The organism is Paraburkholderia sp. JHI869, from assembly GCF_038900775.1.
Lineage (GTDB): Bacteria > Pseudomonadota > Gammaproteobacteria > Burkholderiales > Burkholderiaceae > Paraburkholderia.
Genome location: NZ_JAYMSC010000004.1, coordinates 25,675 through 41,625 on the forward strand (window position 1 = coordinate 25,675; position 15,951 = coordinate 41,625).

Genomic DNA, 15,951 nt, shown 5'->3' on the forward strand with positions numbered 1-15,951 from the left:
TTACCCCCGGCTCCGGTATTGCTGGATCGCCTTCAGGCTCGTGTCGAGCGTGGGCAGCGCGACGGCGGCCGAGCCGTCGTTCACTGCCTTGAGCATCTCGCGCACGGTTTGCGTGTCTTTCGACGCGCCGTCGAAGTAGCGCGCGAGCGTGGCGTCGGCGGCCGCGAGGTCGGACTTAAGCGTTTCCTGATTGCGCGAGAGGAGCGACAGGCGCGCCGAAAGCAGACGCAGTTTCAGGTTCTGGCGCACGAAGTAGCCTTGATCGGGCGAGACGAGCATCGCGTCCGCGTTGTCGATGCGGCGCACTTGCACGAGGCTCGCGATCTGCTTGCCCACGCCGTCGACGAATGTATGGACCCACACCTTCCATTTCGGCTCGTTGGTCGCGGCGGCAACCTGCGCGATGTCGGCAGGCGCGGCAGCTTCGGGCTTCGTATGCGCGACGATCGCTTCGCCCGAGAGCGGCAGCGAATCGATCTGGCCGAGCGCCGTGTCGAGCTTGATGGCGAGGCCCGTGAGGTCCGTTGAAGGTGCGGCCTTGAGCTTGTCGATATCCTGCGCGATGGCCTTGCGCACGGCGATGGCCTGCGCGTTGTCCGAGGCGGCGAGGCGCGTGTCGGCGCTTTGCAGCGCGAAGAGCGCGAGCTGCGTGTTGCCCGTGAGCTGGAGCTGTTCGCTCGCGCTCGAGAGCATCTGGCCGACTTCGGCGAGCGTCCAGTCGTCGCGGCTCTTCGAAAGATCGGAATATTGCTGCGCGAGCGCCTGCTGCGAATTCTGCGCGTCGGCGATCTTGCCTTCGAGCTGGGTGATCTGCTTGTCGAGCTGCTGCGAGCCTGCCGCGACCTGGTCGGCGCGCGCGCGCAGCGCGGCGATTTGCTGCTCGGCCGCCTGCTGGCGCTGGATGGCCTGCATGCCGAGGCCGTCGAGCTTGCGATTGAGGAGATACCCGCCCGCGCCCGAGCCCGCCGCGACCAGCACCAACACTAGCCACAGCAGCGCCGTGCCCGCGCCGCGCCGCCCGTTGCCCGCACCTGGCGGCTGGGTCGGCGGCACGGAAGACCCCGCGCCCGACGACGCATACGACGTCCGCGCGGAGGTGCTTCCCGAAGCCGACGCGCTGCCGGTGGAAACCGCCGCGCCCGTGGCGACGGCGCCCTGGTTGGTTGTGCTGCTTGAGTTGTTCGAATCTGTCATGCGTGCGTTGGTCGGCGTCTGGGCCGGAGTGTTCTGAACCGGTTGAACAACGGAAGAAGCGAGGCCTAGCAGCGTCTCGACGATGCGGTCGTCGCCCGCGCCGGACACCGTAATCCTATCAAAACCCATTGAGCGCGCCGTCTCGGCGATCCGCGGATGGGGCGCGACGAGCGGCGCGTGGCGCAGCTCGACGATCTCGCCCGCCGTGAGGTGCTCACGCGCGAGTTCGTCGAGGTTGCGCGCGCCCTCGGAGCTCGTGACGAGCCAGGCGTGCGGCGCGCCTTCAAGCAACGCGTGAATCTGTGTCCACGCGGCGATGGGCGGCTCGGGCACGACGCGGCGGTAGGCCGCGACGGTCTCCACCTCGGCGCCCGCTTCGCGCAGGCGCTCGGCGAGCCACTCGCGGCCACCGTCGCCGCGCACGATCAGCACGCGCTTGCCCGCAAAGGCGTTCGCGCCGAAGCTCTTTTCGAGCGCCGCGTAAAGCGACTCCGAATCGAAGCGCGCGGGCTCTTCCTCCCCCGCGCCCGACGGGCTCACCACCCGGTGCTCGGGTGCCGCCACGCCATGACGTTCCAGCGCGGCCACGCTAGCCGGGCCGACCACGGCCACGGGCAGCGCAGGCGGCCAGATCGAGGACACCGAGGCATAGCATGCGAACGCGCGATCGACGGCGTTGGGCGAAACGAACACGACGAGCGCATAGCGCTCCAGCGCACCGAGCGCGGCGCGCAACGGCGCTTCGTCGACCACGGGCGCAATGGCGATGAGCGGGAAGTCAAGCGTGCGCATGCCGTGCTGCGCAAGTTGCCCGGCGAGCCCATCCGACTGACCGACCGGCCGGGTAATGACGACGGTGAATGGTGTGCCGCCCTCATTGCCGCTGGCCGGCGTTGTGCGCTTCGCGCCTGCTGAGGCGTCGCCAGGGCCACCCCATTCGTCGGGTTGGCTGGCGTTGCCGCGCGGTTGCCAGGGGCCGGCCATCATCGGGAGGCCGGGCCTTCGCCCGTGCCGGTGGGGTTGATGGAGGCGTCGGCCTTTGCGGGCGCCACGTTCGGACCATCCGCGGCCTGGGCCGCGTCCGCGAGTGCGCGCACGATGTCGAGCGCGCCCTGAGCGATGAGGTCGTCGGCAACGCGGCGGCCGAGCGCCATGGCATCGTCGACCGTGGACGCCGCGGTGGATTCCTGCGCGGCGAGCACGCGGCTCGCGTCGGGCGTGGCGATGGTGCCGCGCAGCGCGAGCTTGCCGTCGTGCCACTGGGCGTAGGCTGCAAGCGGCACCGTGCAGCTGCCGCCCAGCGCGCGCGAAACCATACGCTCGGCCTCGACGGCTTTCGCAGTGGCGTCGTCGTGCAGCGGCGCGAGCCATGCCGCGATATCGGCCCGATCGGCGCGGATCTCGATGCCGAGCGCGCCCTGGCCCGCCGCCGGCAAGCTGTCCTCGGGCTCGATGAGCGCGCGGATACGCCCGCCAAGGCCAAGACGCTTCAAGCCTGCGGCCGCGAGAATGATGGCCGCGTAATCGCCGCGGTCGAGCTTGGCGAGGCGCGTGTCGAGATTGCCGCGCAGCGGCTTCACATCGAGATGCGGATAGCGCGCGCGGATCATCGACTCGCGGCGCAGGCTCGACGTGCCCACCACGCTGCCCGGCGGCAACGCGCCGAGCGAATCGTAGTCGTTGGAGACGAACGCGTCGCGCGGGTCCTCGCGCTCCATGATGGCCGCGAGCGTGAAGCCTTCAGGCAGCTCCATCGGCACGTCCTTGAGCGAGTGCACGGCGAGATCGGCGCGGCCCTCGGCCAGCGCCTGCTCGAGCTCCTTCACGAAAAGTCCCTTACCACCGACTTTCGAGAGTGTGCGGTCGAGAATTTGATCGCCGCGTGTCGTCATTCCAACAATTTTCACGTCACAGGCTGGATATAATTTGTGCAGCGCAGCTTGCACATGCTCTGCCTGCCACATCGCGAGGCGGCTCTCCCGCGAAGCGATCACCAGGGTGCGGGGCATGGGCGCGGATAACGTCTCGGAGTTCATGGCAAGTACATCGAATGACGGGATGAAAAGCAGGATCGGATAACAGGCAATGTTAGCACGCGCCCTTTTTACCGCCTCCCCGCTGGGACAGGCTTACAAGGCGCGGGCGGCGGCAAGGAAGAGACTCAGGCGTTGCAAGCGGCGCGTACAGTACCCATCGTAGGCAATTTGGTACGCAATGCGCTGCGAGCCCGACATTAGCGATACGTCTTGCGCACGGCGGCCCGAAGTGGCTGCGTGTCTGGTACGCGTGAGACACGTGTGACGCGTGCGCGGCCCGCGAGGCCCCGGCCATGGCCGCGGCACCGCTTCGGCTTGCGCTCGCCTTCGCAGCGGCGCACTCTCCAGCAAGGCCTGAACCCGGCGCACCGCGATGGGTACCGCCATTAGCGGCCCAGCCCGCCTCTGCCCTATCCGCACGGCTCGCACAGGGTGGCACCTTCCACCCTCCCCAGGTTGCACCCGCAGTACAAGGCCCGGCACGCGCCGCGGCCATGCAGTTGGCAGTCCTCCGACTAACCTGCCCATATCCTGGCAAGCCTCAAGGAAAACATCGTGAAGTCTTCAGGCTCGGCGCGCGCAGAGCGCCGCAACACCGCATCGCAGAACGCAACTTCGAAGGCCGCATCGGCCACGCCGTCCACGAAACCGGCGAAAACGACGAAGACCACGAAGACCACGAAATCCACGGCGACCAAACCGGTGGCCCAGACCAAACAGGCCGCCGAGGCCGTCAAGGCAGCCAAGGCGGTGAAGACGCCGAAGGCCGCAAAAGTCGCGAAGGCGCCGAAAGCGCCCGCAGGCGCCTCGCGCAATGGCCGCGCGCGCGACGACAAGGACCAGCCGCTCTTCGAAGACATCCGCTATCTCGGGCGCCTGCTCGGTGAAGTGCTGCGCGAGCAGGAAGGCGACGCCGTGTTCGACGTGGTGGAAACCATTCGTCAGACAGCCGTGCGCTTTCGCCGCGAAGACGACAACGCTGACGCACTCGCACTGGAAAAGCAGTTGCGCGCGCTCTCGCCCGAAGAGACCGTAACGGTCGTGCGCGCGTTCAGCTACTTCTCGCATCTCGCGAACATCGCTGAAGACCGCCACCGCAACCGCCGCCGCCGCATTCACGACCTCGCGGGCTCGGCGCCGCAGGCGGGCACCATCGCGCATTCGCTCGAACGCCTCGCACAAGTGGGCGCGGCGGCCACGCCGGTGCTCCAGCAGTTCTTCAACGACGCGCTCATCGTCCCCGTGCTCACCGCGCACCCCACCGAAGTGCAGCGCAAGAGCACGCTCGACTCGCAGCACGACATCGCGCGCCTGCTCACCGAGCGCGACCAGCCGCTCACGCATCGCGAACTCGAGCACAACGAGTCGCTCTTGCGCGCACGCGTGACTTCGCTCTGGCAAACGCGCATGCTGCGCGACTCGCGCCTGACCGTGGGCGATGAAATCGAGAACGCGCTTTCGTATTACCACACGACCTTCCTCACCGAGATCCCTGCGCTCTACAGCGAGATCGAAACGCAGCTGAAGGAACACGGCCTTTCGGCGCGCCTGCCCGCGTTCTTCCAGATGGGCAGCTGGATTGGCGGCGACCGCGACGGCAACCCGAACGTCACCGCCTCCACGCTCGAAGAAGCGAGCGAGCGCCAGGCGCAGGTGATCCTGCAGCACTACCTCGACGAAGTGCACCGTCTGGGCGCCGAGCTTTCGGTGTCGAACCTGCTCGCGGGCGCGAGCGTCGAACTGAAAGCGCTGGCCGATGCCTCGCCCGACCAGTCGCCGCACCGCGTGGACGAGCCGTATCGCCGCGCGCTGATCGGCGTGTACACACGCCTCGCCGCGAGCGCGCGCGTGCGCCTGGGCGAAGGCGTGGTGGCCGTGCGCAGCGCGGGCCGCAACGCCGCGCCCGTGCGCGCCAAGCCCTATGCCGACGCGGACGAGTTCTCGCGCGACCTGCATATCCTGATGGATTCGCTCGCCGAGCATCACGGGGCGTCGCTTGCGACCACGCGTCTCGCGCCGCTCATGCGCGCTGTCGACGTGTTCGGCTTCCATCTCGCGTCGATCGACCTGCGCCAAAGCTCGGATATCCACGAAGCCGTGATCACGGAGCTGCTCGCGCGCGCCGGTGTCGAAGCCGACTATGCGGGGCTGTCCGAAGAAGACAAGCAGATCGTGCTGCTCGCGCAGCTTAGCGATCCGCGCACGCTGCGCTCGCCGTACCTCGACTATTCGGACCTCGTGAAGAGCGAGCTGGGCGTGCTGGAAATGGCGCGCGTGACGCGCGAGAAGTTCGGCGCGCGCGCGGTGCGCAACTACATCATCTCGCACACCGAAACGGTTTCCGACCTGCTCGAAGTGATGTTGCTGCAGAAGGAAACCGGCCTCATGAGCGGGCGCCTCGGCCACGCGGAAGATCCCGCGAAGGCCGCGCTGATGGTGATCCCGCTCTTCGAGACGATTCCCGACTTGCGCCACGCGCCGGGCATCATGCGCGACCTGCTCGCGCTGCCGGGCCTCGACGGCATTGTCGAGCACCAGGGCAACGAGCAGGAAATCATGCTCGGCTACTCGGACAGCAACAAGGACGGCGGCTTCCTCACCTCGAACTGGGAGCTTTACCGCGCGGAACTGGCACTCATCGCACTGTTCAAGCAGCGCGGCATCACGCTGCGTCTGTTCCACGGCCGCGGGGGCACGGTTGGCCGCGGAGGCGGCCCGACCTACAACGCGATCCTCTCGCAGCCGCCGGGCACGGTGGAAGGCCAGATCCGCCTCACCGAACAGGGCGAAGTCATCGCAAGCAAGTTCGGCAATCCGGAGATCGGCCGCCGCAACCTCGAAACGGTGATCGCGGCGACGCTCGAAGCGACGCTGCTGCCGATGGGCGGGGCGAGCAACGCGCCCGATCAACTGCCCGCATTTGAAGAGACGATGCAGCAGCTCTCCGACGCCGCGATGGCCGCGTACCGCTCGCTCGTGTACGAGACGCCGGGCTTCACCGACTACTTCTTCGCCTCCACGCCGATCACGGAAATCGCGGAACTGAACATCGGCAGCCGTCCGGCCTCGCGCAAACTGCAGGACCCGAAGAACCGCAAGATCGACGACCTGCGCGCGATTCCGTGGGGCTTCTCGTGGGGCCAGTGCCGCTTGCTGCTCACGGGCTGGTACGGCTTTGGCAGCGCGGTGGCCTCATATCTCGACGAAGCGGGCAGCGACGCGGAGCGCACGCGCCGTCTGGCGATGTTCAAGAAGATGTACAAGACCTGGCCGTTCTTCTCGAACCTGCTATCGAACATGGACATGACGCTCGCGAAGACGGACCTCGCGGTGGCCTCGCGCTACGCGCAGCTCGTGGCGGACAAGAAGCTGCGCAAGCTCGTGTTCGAGCGCATCGTGGCCGAGTGGGAGCGCACGACGAAGGTGCTCGGCGAGATCACGGGCGCGCCCGAACGGCTTGCGGATAACCCGCTGCTCGCGCGTTCGATCAAGAACCGCTTCCCGTATCTCGATCCGTTGAATCACTTGCAGGTCGAGCTGATCAAGCGTTATCGCGCTGGTGACCCGAGCCCGCGCGTGCGCCGCGGTATTCATCTGACGATCAACGGGATCGCGGCGGGCTTGCGTAATACGGGTTGAGCGTTTGCGCTTGGTTCATGTGAAAACGGCGTCGTGTCCTCGCGGACACGACGCCGTTTTTTTGTTGCGCGAAGCGACGGACGTCAATCCCTGCGCGTCGCCTCGATCATCAGCGCATCGAGCTTGAACGACAAATCGCTCTGTACATCGAAGTATTGACGCACTTCATCGGGCGCGCGTTCCCACATCGAGCGGATCGCGGTGACGCGCTCGGGCGGCGTGCGCATGCGCGCCACCCACGAATCGAAATCGAGCGCGATACGCCAGCGCTCGCTCACCTTTGCGTCGAAGCCGGCGGCGTTGAGCATCGCGATCCATTCGTCGGCGCGGTAGTCGCGAATGTGCGAGGCGTCGCGCAACAGTTCGATCGCCTGAATATGCGTGTCGTAAAGCGGATCGTCGATGCCCGCGATGTCGATGAACTTCACCCGTCCGCCCGGCTTGAGCACGCGATGCACTTCGGCCAGCGCGCGCGGCACATCGCGCCAGTGGTGCGCGCTCATGCGGCTCACGGCCCAGTTGAAGCTCGCGTCGGCGAACGGCAGCGTTTCCGCCGCGCCCTGCTGCGTGCGCACGGTCGTCAAGCCGCGCTCCTTCGCGGCGGCTTCGACGGTGGCGAGCATCTGCGGCGCGATGTCGTAGGCCACGACTTCGCGCACGTGCGGCGCCACGGCGAAGCTTGCGTGGCCCGCGCCGCAGCCCATGTCCAGCACCGTCGCATTGCCGCAGGTGGCCGCGAAGGTCGCGGCGAGGTTCTCCAGATCCGCGCCGCTCGCGTGGACCTGGCTCGTGAGGTAGGCGGCGGCGGTCGAGCCGAATGCGTCGGCGACCTGATCGTGATGCTTCATCGCATGCTCCTTGTTCGGGTTCTTATGCGGCGTGTTATGTGGGGCGCGAAGCGTCGAGCGCTGCGTGCCGCGGGTTCTGCAATCTCCGGGCGGTCTGACGTGGCGGCCCGTCGCCGCGTCAGACGCTACAATAGAGGCCGTTTTGTACCAGTACAAGTTAAGCAATTATTCTGGTATCGCCGCCACCTGCCCCACATCCAATGAGCCTCGACACGCCCACCGGCACCGCCAAAACCCTCGACGCGACGCCCGCCCGCGCGCTGGGCGAATTCATCCGCGCCCACCGCGAACGTCTTTCGCCCGCGGAGGTCGGCCTGCCGCCGGGCCCGCGCCGCCGCACGCCGGGCCTGCGCCGCGAAGAAGTCGCGCAGCTGTGCGGCGTGAGCCCGACCTGGTACACGTGGATCGAGCAGGGCCGCCCCGTTTCGGCTTCGGCGGATGCGCTCGCGCGCATCGCGGTGGCGCTGCGGCTCTCGCGCGCCGAGCGCGCCTATCTGTTCGAACTGGCCGCGCAGCGCGACCCCGCCGAGCCCGATCCGGCCACTGCCGCCGACGCGCCCGCCACGCTGCTGCAAACGGTGAAGCTCGTTGACGCCCCCGCGTACGTGCTCGACCGCCAGTGGACCGCGCTCGCCTGGAACGCGCACGCCGCGGACCTTTTCACGGGCTGGCTCGACGGCGAGCACGACCGCAACCTGCTGCGCTTCACGTTCACCGAGCCGCTTGGGCGCGAGCTGATCGTCGACTGGGAAACGCGCGCGCGCCGGCTTGCCGCCGAATTCCGCGCCGACTCCATCCGCCACCTGAACGACGCCCCGACGCGTGCGCTGATCGACTCGCTGATCGCCGCGAGCGACGAGTTCGCGCGCTTCTGGGCCTCGCAGGACGTGTTCGAGCGCGAAGGCGGCCGCCGCGAGTTCAACCATCCGCGGCACGGCCGCATCGCCTACGACCAGATCACCTTCAAGCCCGCGCACCGCGAGGACCTCAAGCTCGTGGTGCTGGTGCGGCTCTGAGCGCCGCCTGGCGACGGTCAGCCAGGCGGCCAATGCTAAAATTGTGATCTTTCATGCCGTGCGTGGCGCCAAGCGCCGCGCGGCCCGCTTTCTTACGCTCGCTCACGCCCCATCACCATGACGTCCCAACTGCACAAAAAAGGCGAAGCCTGGTCGGCTCGCTTCTCCGAACCCATGTCGGAGCTGGTCAAGCGCTACACGTCGTCGGTCTTCTTCGACAAGCGTCTCGCGCTCGTCGATATCGAGGGCTCGCTCGCGCACGCGTCGATGCTGGCCGCGCAGAAGATCATCTCCGCCGACGACCTCGCCGCCATCCAGGGCGGCATGGCGAAGATCAAGGGCGAGATCGAGCGAGGCGAGTTCGAGTGGCTGCTCGATCTCGAAGACGTGCACCTGAACATCGAAGCGCGCCTCACCGCCCTGATCGGCGATGCAGGCAAGCGCCTGCACACGGGCCGCTCGCGCAACGACCAGGTTGCGACCGACATCCGCCTGTGGCTGCGCGGCGAGATCGACCGCATCGGCGGCCTGCTCGGCGACCTGCGCGGCGCGCTGCTCGACCTCGCTGAACAGCACTCGGGCACGATCATGCCCGGCTTCACGCACCTGCAAGTGGCGCAGCCGGTCACGTTCGGCCATCACCTGCTCGCCTACGTGGAAATGTTCACGCGCGACGCCGAGCGCATGGTGGACTGCCGCAAGCGCGTGAACCGTCTGCCGCTGGGCGCGGCGGCGCTCGCGGGCACGAGCTATCCGATCGACCGCTTCGCCGTGGCGAAGACGCTGGGCTTCGACGGCATCTGCGCGAACTCGCTCGATGCCGTCTCCGACCGCGACTTCGCGATCGAATTCACGGCGGCGGCCGCGCTCGTGATGACGCACGTCTCGCGCTTCTCGGAAGAACTGGTGCTGTGGATGAGCCCGCGCGTGGGCTTCATCGATCTGGCCGACCGTTTCTGCACGGGCTCCTCGATCATGCCGCAGAAGAAGAACCCGGACGTGCCGGAACTCGCGCGCGGCAAGACCGGCCGTGTGAACGGCCATCTCATGGCGCTCCTCACGCTCATGAAGGGCCAGCCGCTCGCGTACAACAAGGACAACCAGGAAGACAAGGAGCCGTTGTTCGATACCGTCGATACGGTCGCGGACACGCTGCGCATCTTCGCGGAGATGGTTGCCGGCATCACGGTCAAGGAGCAGGCAATGCGCGCAGCGGCGCTGCAAGGCTTCTCCACGGCTACCGATCTGGCCGACTACCTCGTGAAGAAGGGCCTGCCGTTCCGCGACGCGCACGAAGCCGTGGCGCACGCGGTTCGCATCTGCGTGGACCGCAACTGCGATCTCGCGGACCTCACGCTCGACGAAATGCGCCGCGAACTGCCGGCGGTGTCGAATCTGCTGGCCGAAGACGTGTTCGAAGTGCTGACGCTCGAAGGCTCGGTCTCGGCGCGCAACCATGCGGGCGGCACTGCGCCCGAGCAGGTGCGTGCGGCCATCGCGGCGGCGCGCGCGGCGCTCAAGTAAGCGCAGCGTAGCGGGCGCAAAGCGCCCACACTCGACGCTCAACCGGGCGCGCGACGGACAACGTCGCGCGCCCGGTTCGCTTTTGGGCGGCACACAACAGGGCAATGCGCATGACGACGCGCATGACAGCGCGCTGTACCCGCAGCAAAATGTCGGAAGTGTGCGCCCGGCAGTCACGCGTCATGGCCTACGATCCCGCGCCATACTGACGAATTGTTCCGTCAGGTTTTGTCCTCGCTCCGACCACCTGCCCCATGATCGTCCGCCCTCATCTCCACTGGTTCCGCATGCTGCTCGCGTGGCGCGGCTCCGTGCTGCCGCAGCTTCTGCCGCGCCTTTTCATCGTGCTGGCCCTCTCGATCGTCGCGGTGGCCGCGCACGATCACATCCTCAAGCTCACGGTGAACCTGAGCACGGTGCCGTTTTCGCTGATCGGCATCGCGCTCGCGGTGTTTCTCGGCTTTCGCAACAGCGCGAGTTACGACCGCTACTGGGAAGGCCGCAAGCTCTGGGGGCAAATGCTCAACGAAACGCGCTCGCTGGTGCGCCAGGCGCTTACGCTCCCGCGCGGCGGCGACGCAGCAACACGCGAGAGCGCCCACGAACTGATGAGTCTGCTCGCCGCGCTGCCGCATGCGCTGCGCCATCAATTACGCAGCACGGACCCGCGCGCCGATCTCGAATCTCACCTGCCGCCCGCACTCTTCGAGCGCGTGATGGCCGCGCGCTACCGCCCGGCCATGCTCATGCTCTGCGCTTCGGAATGGGTCCAGCGCGAGACGCGCGAAGGCCGCCTCGACGGCTACGCCGTGCTCGCGTTCGAACACAATCTCAATGGACTTTCGGATGTGATCGGCGGGTGCGAGCGCATCGTCTCCACGCCGCTGCCGTTCGCCTATACGGTGATGATTCATCGCACCGTGTACTTCTTTTGCGCGATGCTGCCGTTCGGCCTCGTGGACAGCATCGGCGGTTTGACGCCGATCTTCGCCGTGTTCGTGGCCTACGCGTTCATGGCCCACGAGGCGATCGCCTCGCAGCTCGAAGACCCGTTCGGCACCGAAGACAACGACCTCGCGCTCAACCTGATGTCGACCGGCATCGAGGTCGCGTTGCACGACCTGATGGGCGAGCCCACTTCGCTGCCGGCGCGTGCGCCGGAGCAGTTCATCATCGACTGAAGGCGCGGCCTCAGCGGTTGTTCACCGTTTCGGCCAGGCGCTTCAGGGTTGCAAGGCGCCCGCCTAGCAGATCGAGCCGCGCGTGCTCGTCGATGAGCGGCGTGGTCGCGTCGCGATACGCGCGCCAATCGCTCTGTGCGCGAGCAACCGCCGGCCGTGCGGGCTTCGGCATACGCGCATAGAACTGACGGTAGTAGCGATTGAGGTCGTAGCTCACGTGCTCGCAGCGCGCGTCGGCACTGCACGCGCGCGCCTTCGGCGTGTCGCCGTCGTACATGGCCGCCTGGTTGCGCAGCGCGAGCGCGCGGTCGCGCACCGGCTGCAGACGCATGTCCGCCTCGTACAGCTGATAGGTGCTCCCGCTCGTGGTCGCGAACGCGGCGCCGAGCATGGTGTCCTCGGCGTCGCGCCAGGCGGCCCACTTCTGCTGGCTCAGTTGCCAGCGCTTTTGCTGCGCGGCCGGCAACTTCGCGAGCAGTTGCGTGAGCGCGGTGTCGGCGGCCGTGCGCCATGCGGTGCGCGCGTCGTCCATGCACTGGATCTGACCGGCCGTCGACGACCGGTCCGCGCGCGCGAGACACGTGCGCATGGCCGTGTCGATCGGATCGGCCGCCGCGACTTCGGCGCGCGCCGCCGGCGCCACGGCGAACAGCACCGTGGCCACTGACACGAACGACAGCGCCGACACCATCGCAGCAAGGAAACGCGCTAGCCGCGCCGATGAGCCACCCAACATGCCCCTCCCCTCGCGCGTTCAGTCGCGCACGCAGTCCACGAAATACTCGATGCGGCCGTTGATGGTCTCGCCCACGAGCCCGTGGATGTCGGTGTGGAAGCCCGGGAAGCGCTCGTTGAACTCGCGCGCGAACTTCAGATAATTCACGATCGTCTTGTTGAAACGCTCGCCCGGAATCAGCAGGGGAATGCCCGGCGGATACGGCGTGAGCAGGATCGACGTGACACGGCCTTCGAGTTCGTCCACAGGCACGCGGTCGATCTCGCGGTGCGCGAGCTTCGCAAAGGCGTCCGAAGGCTTCATCGCGGGCTCCATGCTCGAGAGGTACATCTCGGTCGTGAGGCGCGCGATGTCGTTGGCGCGGTAGACGCTGTGGATCTGCTGGCACAGGTCGCGCAGGCCCACGCGCTCGTACATCGGATGCTGCGCGACGAACTCGGGCAGCACGCGCCACAGCGGCTGGTTGTTGTCGTAGTCGTCCTTGAACTGCTGGAGCTCGGTCACCATCGAGTTCCAGCGGCCCTTCGTAATGCCGATCGTGAACATGATGAAGAACGAGTACAGGCCCGTCTTCTCCACGATGATGCCATGCTCGGCCAGGTACTTCGTGACGATCGCAGCCGGAATGCCCGTGTCGCCGAACTCGCCGTCCACGTCCAGACCCGGCGTGACGATAGTCGCCTTGATCGGGTCGAGCATGTTGAAGCCTTCCGCCAGCGCGCCGAAGCCGTGCCAGTGGTCGTTCGGGCGCAGCATCCAGTCTTCGCGCGAGCCGATGCCTTCCTCGGCCAGCTCGTCCGGCCCCCAGACCTGGAAGAACCACTCGTCGCCGTATTCTGCGTCCACCTTGCGCATGGCGCGGCGGAAGTCGAGCGCTTCGGCGATCGATTCTTCGACCAGGGCCGGGCCGCCCGGCGCTTCCATCATTGCCGCGGCCACGTCGCACGACGCGATGATCGCGTACTGCGGGCTCGTGGACGTATGCATGAGATACGCCTCGTTGAAGCGGTGGCGGTCGAACGCGCTGTCTTCCGAGTCCTGCACGACGATCTGCGAAGCCTGCGAGATGCCGGCGAGCAGCTTGTGCGTGGAGTGCGTCGCGAACACGAGCGCCTTGGTGCGCGGACGGCCTGCGCCGATCGCGTGCATGTCCTGGTAGAACTCGTGGAATTCGGCGTGCGGCAGCCAGGCTTCGTCGAAGTGCAGCGTGTCGAGCATGTCGCCGAGCAGATCCTTGATCATTTCGACGTTGTAGACCACGCCGTCGTACGTGCTTTGCGTGATCGTGAGAATGCGCGGCTTGGCGTTCGGATTCTTCGCGAGCACTTCGCGGGCGAACGGGTTCGCCTCGATCTTCTTGCGGATGTTTTCCGGCTTGAACTCGTCGCGCGGAATCGGGCCGATGATGCCGAAGTTGTTGCGCGTCGGCGTGAGGAACACGGGAATCGCGCCCGTCATCGTGATCGCGTGCAGGATCGACTTGTGGCAGTTGCGGTCCACCAGCACGATGTCGCCAGGCGCCACGGTGGCGTGCCAGACGATCTTGTTCGACGTCGACGTGCCGTTGGTCACGAAGAACACGTGGTCGGCGCTGAAAATGCGCGCCGCGTTGCGCTCCGAAGCCGCGACCGGGCCCGTGTGATCGAGCAGCTGGCCGAGTTCCTCGACCGCGTTGCAGACGTCCGCGCGCAGCATGTTCTCGCCGAAGAACTGGTGGAACATCTGCCCAAGTGGATTCTTCAGGAACGCGACGCCGCCCGAGTGGCCCGGGCAGTGCCACGAGTACGAACCTTCGTCGGCGTACTTCACCAGTTCCTTGAAGAACGGCGGCGCAAGCGCGTCGAGGTACACGCGCGCTTCACGAATCACGTGACGCGCGACGAACTCCGGCGTGTCCTCGAACATGTGGATGAAGCCGTGCAGTTCGCGCAGGATGTCGTTGGGCAGATGGCGCGAGGTGCGCGTCTCGCCGTACAGGAAGATGGGGATGTCGGCGTTGCGCGTGCGCACCGCTTCCATGAACGCGCGCAGCGCGACGATGGCGGGCGCGTGCTCCGGCGCTTCGCCGTCCGAGCCTTCCACGTAGGGCAGCAGTTCGTCGTCGTCGATCGAGAGGATGAAGCATGCCGCGCGGCTCGACTGTTGCGCGAACGACGTGAGGTCGCCGTAGCTCGTCAGCCCGAGGACTTCCGCGCCCTCTTTCTCGATGGCTTCGGCGAGCGCGCGGATGCCGGAACCCGAGATGTTCTCGGAGCGAAAGTCTTCGTCGATGATGACGACGGGAAAACGAAACTTCATGGGCGATTCTCCAAAAGAAACGACCGCTGCATATGACGCGCAGCGGTCCCCGTATGTCGTTGTGTCCGGTGGTTGTGTGCGTCAGGTCTTCGGCAGGGTGACGCCGTGCTGGCCTTGATATTTGCCGCCGCGATCCGCGTAGGAGACCTCGCAGATCTCATCGCTTTCGAAGAACAGCACTTGAGCCACACCCTCGTTCGCGTAGATTTTCGCAGGCAAAGGTGTCGTATTTGAGAATTCGAGCGTCACATAGCCTTCCCACTCGGGCTCGAACGGCGTGACGTTCACGATGATCCCGCAGCGCGCATAGGTGGACTTGCCCAGACACACGGTCAGGACGTTGCGCGGAATGCGGAAATACTCGACCGTGCGCGCAAGCGCGAACGAATTGGGCGGGATGATGCAGACGTCGCCCTTGAAGTCCACGAACGACTTTTCGTCGAAGTTCTTCGGATCGACGATGGTCGAATTGATGTTCGTGAAGATCTTGAATTCGTCGGCGCAGCGGATGTCGTAGCCGTAGCTCGAGGTGCCGTAGCTCACGATCTTGCGGCCGTCTTCCGACATACGGACCTGATCGCGCACGAACGGCTCGATCATCTTCTGCTCTTCGGCCATGCGCCGGATCCACTTGTCGGACTTGATTGCCATGTTCGCTACGTAACGAAAAAATCGGGTCGGGAAAGCATGCGGACGGACCCACAGGGCGCGCGCCGCGTGCGAAAGGCGCCTATTTTACGCGATGTGGATCGGCATGCCTGGAACTGCGTTTCGCGCCACCGCAAACGCTACGCTCACTGGGCGCGGATCAGTCCGCAAGCGAGCGCCGGGCCCGTGCCGCGCTGCGGGTAAGCGTAGGGGTCGATGGCGTCCCGATGCACGATCACCGCGCGTTGCAGCACGGAGCGCACGCCGTCGAGCGAGACGTCGGGTGCGACGATAAAGCCCGTCGCCACGCCATTCGAATCCGCATGGATATTGCCGAGGTCGCCTTCCACGCGCGCGCCGGGCTTCAGGCGCTCCGCGGCGGGCGCGAACACCGCGCCGGCGCTCGAAGCGTCGGTGGCGTTGCAGTCGCCGCGCTCGTGCACCTGCAAGGCGTGATCGCTGTCGGGCGGCAGGCCCGCGAGGTTGTAGCTCACCTGCACGCCGTCCGAGTGTTCGACGAACGAGACCGTACCACGCACCTGGCTGCCGACAGTGGGCAGCAACTGCGCGACCGCGCGTTTGTCCTGCTGGCCCATGAAGCTCGTGCACCCCGCGAGCAGCGCGCAGCCGCAAAGCGCCACGAGGGCGATCATCCGTACGACGTGCGAATTCCCCGCTTGCCTGTCGTGTCCTTTATCCATGCGATCCTCTTGCCGGGCGGCGGCAGCCCCGTTGCTGCCGCCATACCGGACCCGATGAAGTCCACATGATACCGCGCACGCGGCGCGCCGCGCGCCTATCTGTCCCCATGCGCGGGGCGCCGCACAAGCG

General features: G+C 66.6%; 12 protein-coding genes. 4 read left to right on the plus strand and 8 right to left on the minus strand.

Annotation, left to right across the window (positions count from 1 at the left end):
- From hemDX to VSR72_RS09165, 3 genes are all read right to left on the minus strand, one after another.
- Window positions 1–2,181 (minus strand): fused uroporphyrinogen-III synthase HemD/membrane protein HemX, encoded by a 2,181-nt coding sequence (hemDX, locus tag VSR72_RS09155; protein ID WP_342952069.1) that lies wholly within the window; start codon window positions 2,179–2,181, stop codon window positions 1–3.
- Window positions 2,178–3,230: a hydroxymethylbilane synthase gene (gene hemC / locus VSR72_RS09160; protein WP_342952070.1), complete on the minus strand. Its 1,053-nt coding sequence runs from the start codon at window positions 3,228–3,230 to the stop codon at window positions 2,178–2,180. The genes hemDX and hemC overlap by 4 nt, the downstream gene beginning before the upstream one ends.
- A 515-nt stretch (window positions 3,231–3,745) precedes the next feature.
- The gene (locus VSR72_RS09165) at window positions 3,746–3,946 is read right to left on the minus strand and encodes a hypothetical protein (protein ID WP_342952071.1); all 201 of its coding nucleotides are present in this window, start codon (window positions 3,944–3,946) and stop codon (window positions 3,746–3,748) included.
- Here VSR72_RS09165 and ppc point away from each other — a divergent pair.
- Window positions 3,933–6,869: a phosphoenolpyruvate carboxylase gene (gene ppc, locus VSR72_RS09170; RefSeq protein WP_342952072.1), complete on the plus strand. Its 2,937-nt coding sequence runs from the start codon at window positions 3,933–3,935 to the stop codon at window positions 6,867–6,869. The two genes, VSR72_RS09165 and ppc, sit on opposite strands and share 14 nt — an antisense overlap.
- Before the next feature lie 83 nt (window positions 6,870–6,952).
- Here the strand turns inward: ppc and VSR72_RS09175 are convergent, their stop codons facing one another.
- Window positions 6,953–7,717 carry a class I SAM-dependent methyltransferase gene (locus VSR72_RS09175; RefSeq protein ID WP_342952073.1) on the minus strand — a complete coding sequence of 255 codons (765 nt, stop codon included), beginning with the start codon at window positions 7,715–7,717 and terminating at the stop codon, window positions 6,953–6,955.
- Between the two features lie 200 nt (window positions 7,718–7,917).
- Here VSR72_RS09175 and VSR72_RS09180 point away from each other — a divergent pair, with 200 nt between their 5' ends.
- The 3 genes from VSR72_RS09180 to VSR72_RS09190 all read left to right on the plus strand — a co-directional run bounded on the left by VSR72_RS09180 (window position 7,918) and on the right by VSR72_RS09190 (window position 11,438).
- Window positions 7,918–8,733 (plus strand): helix-turn-helix transcriptional regulator, encoded by an 816-nt coding sequence (locus tag VSR72_RS09180; protein WP_342952074.1) that lies wholly within the window; start codon window positions 7,918–7,920, stop codon window positions 8,731–8,733.
- 117 nt (window positions 8,734–8,850) lie between these two features.
- On the plus strand, window positions 8,851–10,257 hold the full coding sequence (gene argH, locus VSR72_RS09185) for an argininosuccinate lyase (RefSeq protein WP_342952075.1): 1,407 nt from the start codon (window positions 8,851–8,853) through the stop codon (window positions 10,255–10,257).
- Between the two features lie 254 nt (window positions 10,258–10,511).
- Window positions 10,512–11,438, plus strand: a complete 927-nt coding sequence (locus VSR72_RS09190) for a bestrophin family ion channel (RefSeq protein ID WP_342952076.1) — start codon at window positions 10,512–10,514, stop codon at window positions 11,436–11,438.
- 10 nt (window positions 11,439–11,448) lie between these two features.
- Here VSR72_RS09190 and VSR72_RS09195 read toward each other — a convergent pair whose 3' ends face one another.
- From VSR72_RS09195 to VSR72_RS09210, 4 genes are all read right to left on the minus strand, one after another.
- Complete coding sequence (locus tag VSR72_RS09195) at window positions 11,449–12,174, minus strand: lysozyme inhibitor LprI family protein (RefSeq protein ID WP_342952077.1); 726 nt, start codon at window positions 12,172–12,174, stop codon at window positions 11,449–11,451.
- 18 nt (window positions 12,175–12,192) lie between these two features.
- Window positions 12,193–14,472: an arginine/lysine/ornithine decarboxylase gene (locus VSR72_RS09200; protein WP_342952078.1), complete on the minus strand. Its 2,280-nt coding sequence runs from the start codon at window positions 14,470–14,472 to the stop codon at window positions 12,193–12,195.
- 81 nt (window positions 14,473–14,553) lie between these two features.
- Entirely contained in the window at window positions 14,554–15,123 is a 570-nt protein-coding gene (gene dcd / locus VSR72_RS09205) for a dCTP deaminase (RefSeq protein ID WP_028207739.1), read from the minus strand.
- A gap of 143 nt (window positions 15,124–15,266) precedes the next feature.
- The gene (locus VSR72_RS09210) at window positions 15,267–15,821 is read right to left on the minus strand and encodes a superoxide dismutase family protein (protein WP_342952079.1); all 555 of its coding nucleotides are present in this window, start codon (window positions 15,819–15,821) and stop codon (window positions 15,267–15,269) included.
- Window positions 15,822–15,951 lie beyond the last annotated feature (130 nt).

Coding starts and splice junctions, on each gene's coding strand:
- VSR72_RS09210 (WP_342952079.1), bottom strand. CDS start 15,821: ATGGATAAAGGACACGACAGGCAAGCGGGGAATTCGCACGTCGTACGG.
- VSR72_RS09195 (WP_342952077.1), bottom strand. CDS start 12,174: ATGTTGGGTGGCTCATCGGCGCGGCTAGCGCGTTTCCTTGCTGCGATG.
- hemC (WP_342952070.1), bottom strand. CDS start 3,230: ATGAACTCCGAGACGTTATCCGCGCCCATGCCCCGCACCCTGGTGATC.
- argH (WP_342952075.1), top strand. CDS start 8,851: ATGACGTCCCAACTGCACAAAAAAGGCGAAGCCTGGTCGGCTCGCTTC.
- VSR72_RS09175 (WP_342952073.1), bottom strand. CDS start 7,717: ATGAAGCATCACGATCAGGTCGCCGACGCATTCGGCTCGACCGCCGCC.
- VSR72_RS09190 (WP_342952076.1), top strand. CDS start 10,512: ATGATCGTCCGCCCTCATCTCCACTGGTTCCGCATGCTGCTCGCGTGG.
- VSR72_RS09180 (WP_342952074.1), top strand. CDS start 7,918: ATGAGCCTCGACACGCCCACCGGCACCGCCAAAACCCTCGACGCGACG.
- VSR72_RS09200 (WP_342952078.1), bottom strand. CDS start 14,472: ATGAAGTTTCGTTTTCCCGTCGTCATCATCGACGAAGACTTTCGCTCC.
- dcd (WP_028207739.1), bottom strand. CDS start 15,123: ATGGCAATCAAGTCCGACAAGTGGATCCGGCGCATGGCCGAAGAGCAG.
- hemDX (WP_342952069.1), bottom strand. CDS start 2,181: ATGATGGCCGGCCCCTGGCAACCGCGCGGCAACGCCAGCCAACCCGAC.